3 protein-coding genes are annotated in these 2,284 nt (G+C 44.2%); all 3 read left to right on the top strand.

Going from position 1 to position 2,284, the window contains the following annotated elements; translation table 11 throughout:
- The first annotated feature begins 80 nt into the window (after positions 1-80).
- Entirely contained in the window at positions 81-902 is an 822-nt protein-coding gene (locus QZL69_RS03235) for an HAD family hydrolase (RefSeq protein WP_022213786.1), read from the top strand.
- Between the two features lie 243 nt (positions 903-1,145).
- Positions 1,146-1,655, top strand: a complete 510-nt coding sequence (locus tag QZL69_RS03230; protein ID WP_022213785.1) for an SEC-C metal-binding domain-containing protein — start codon at positions 1,146-1,148, stop codon at positions 1,653-1,655.
- Positions 1,655-2,137, top strand: a complete 483-nt coding sequence (locus tag QZL69_RS03225; RefSeq protein WP_022213784.1) for a YdcF family protein — start codon at positions 1,655-1,657, stop codon at positions 2,135-2,137. The genes QZL69_RS03230 and QZL69_RS03225 overlap by 1 nt, the downstream gene beginning before the upstream one ends.
- Positions 2,138-2,284: the final 147 nt, after the last annotated feature.

Genomic DNA, 2,284 nt, shown 5'->3' with positions numbered 1-2,284 from the left:
TTATATGCTCATGAATAATTCGGGATAAATTACAAAGCGCCGGGGAGTTTTTCTCCGGCGTATTTCATATTGAGGTGTTTATGAAAAACGGAAAAAGAATCGCAGCCCTTCTGGGTGTTGTGGCACTGCTGATCATCTTCTGCCTGCCGATGTTTTTTGCATTGAAGGGCGATTTTTCGCAGGAAGCATTTATGGCATCCTTGTATACGGTGCTTTTTGTGGCAGTCATGGGGTATGTGATCTGGATGGTATTTCGACTTGTAAATAAGAAGAAAAACGAGGAGGATAAACGTATGATCAAAAATATTGTTTTTGACGTAGGACTTGTGCTGGTGGAATTTAACTGGCAGTCTTATCTGGACAGTTTTCACTTTGACAAAGAAAAAAGAGATAAGATCGCAAAGGCAACCTTCCAGAGTGAAGTGTGGGATGAGCGTGACAAAGGACTTCTTGAAGAAAGAGAATATCGTGAGAAATTCAAGGCACTGGCTCCGGAGTATGCAGAGGATATCGAGGATGTTATCAGGAATTCTACGAGATGTGTCACGAAGATGGACTATGCAGAGACCTGGACAAAATATCTTAAGGAGCAGGGATATAACCTTTACATCCTGTCCAATTACAGCAGATATATGCTGGACGGCACGAAGCAGAATGAAATGCCATTTCTGAAATATATGGACGGAGTTATTTTCTCCTGTGATGTAAACCAGATGAAACCGGATATAGAGATTTATCAGACACTGCTCAGTAAATTTAATCTGAAAGCAGAGGAGACGTTGTTCATTGATGACCGTGCAGAGAACTGCCAGGGTGCAGAAAAGGCAGGAATCCACACAATTCAGTTTAAAGATCTCAAACAGGCAGCGAAAGAAATGGAAGAAACTTACGGGATCAAATAAAAATCCCGGGACCGCGGCATTTCGTCAGTCCCAGGACCTTGTAAGGGGAGGATATAAGTATTTCTTAGATTGTATCTTTTGCTGTGCCGCCGATATGGGTTTCGGTGGACATTTATAGTATGGGCATGTGAATCCCTTTTTATACAACTTTCTTATAATTTGTATAAAAAGGGATTTGTCTTTTGTGAGAAAAGATGATATAATGGGGCACAGGCAAAATTTTTGAAAAGAGGATGAAAACAAATGAGTGATAAAACAATCTTAGAGCAGTGGCGTTCAATTGCTTACGATCAGCAGGCAGACCGCAATCAGCTCCAGAGATTCTGGGCAAACTATTTCAATATCGAGAAGGGAATCTACGAGCAGCTTCTTTCCAATCCGGACGAAGTTGTAAGCGGTACAGTCAAAGAACTGGCTGAGAAATACGGACAGGAAGTCCTGACTATGGTTGGTTTTCTTGACGGAATCAATGACAGCCTTAAGATCCCGAACCCGATCGAGACAATGGATGAGAACACCAGAGTAACTCTGGCTTTTGATAAAGAACTTCTTTACAAGAACATGGTTGATGCCAAGGCAGACTGGCTGTATCAGCTTCCTCAGTGGGATGCGATCTTCACAGAGGAGAAACGTAAAGAACTGTACATGGAGCAGAAGAAATCCGGTACAGTTGTAAAGCCGCACAAGATTGGCCGTAACGATCCTTGTCCGTGCGGCAGCGGTAAGAAATACAAACATTGCTGTGGAAGATAATGAAAGTCCGGCCAGATCTGGATTATATTATCGTGCTTGGCGCACATGTCGCAGGCACACGGTTATCCAAAGCCCTTCTGGAACGAACCAGGAGGGCTTTGCGTTATCTTGAGGAGAATCCTGAGACACGCGCGGTTCTCTCCGGCGGACAGGGGCAGGGAGAGCAGATCAGCGAGGCGGAGGCAATGTACCGGTATCTCACAGAGCATGGGATTGACGGTTCCCGGCTGATCCTTGAGGACAGGTCCACCAATACAAAGGAGAATCTGGATTTCAGCCTGGAGAAGATCGGGACACTGGATACCTCGATCGGGATCGTGACGAATCATTTTCATGTGTTCCGTGGTGTGGCGATCGGCAGAAAGTGTGGATGCAGGCAGATTTATCCCATTCCGGCGAGATACAGAACCTGGAGACTGCTGGTTTATATTCCACGTGAAATCCTTGCGATCATCAAGGATAAAATAGTAGGAAATTTGTGAACAAAATAAAATATAAAAAAAATTAAAAAAAGTGTTGACACTTTGCCAAACACATAGTATACTAACGAAGTCGGTTGCGAGAGAGCACTTCGAAAGAGCGTTCTTGAAGCGGCAGGCACAGGAAGTGGGATCTTAGCTCAGCTGGGA

The sequence above is a fragment of the Blautia sp. CAG:237 genome, assembly GCF_000436615.1.
GTDB lineage: Bacteria > Bacillota > Clostridia > Lachnospirales > Lachnospiraceae > Blautia_A > Blautia_A intestinihominis.
Note: the sequence above shows the minus strand (reverse complement) of the source record. Positions and strands in the feature narration are given on the sequence as shown.

Bases quoted from the DNA above. Each gene is read 5' to 3' on its own strand.
- QZL69_RS03235 (WP_022213786.1), top strand. From the start codon at position 81: ATGAAAAACGGAAAAAGAATCGCAGCCCTTCTGGGTGTTGTGGCACTG.
- QZL69_RS03225 (WP_022213784.1), top strand. From the start codon at position 1,655: ATGAAAGTCCGGCCAGATCTGGATTATATTATCGTGCTTGGCGCACAT.
- QZL69_RS03230 (WP_022213785.1), top strand. From the start codon at position 1,146: ATGAGTGATAAAACAATCTTAGAGCAGTGGCGTTCAATTGCTTACGAT.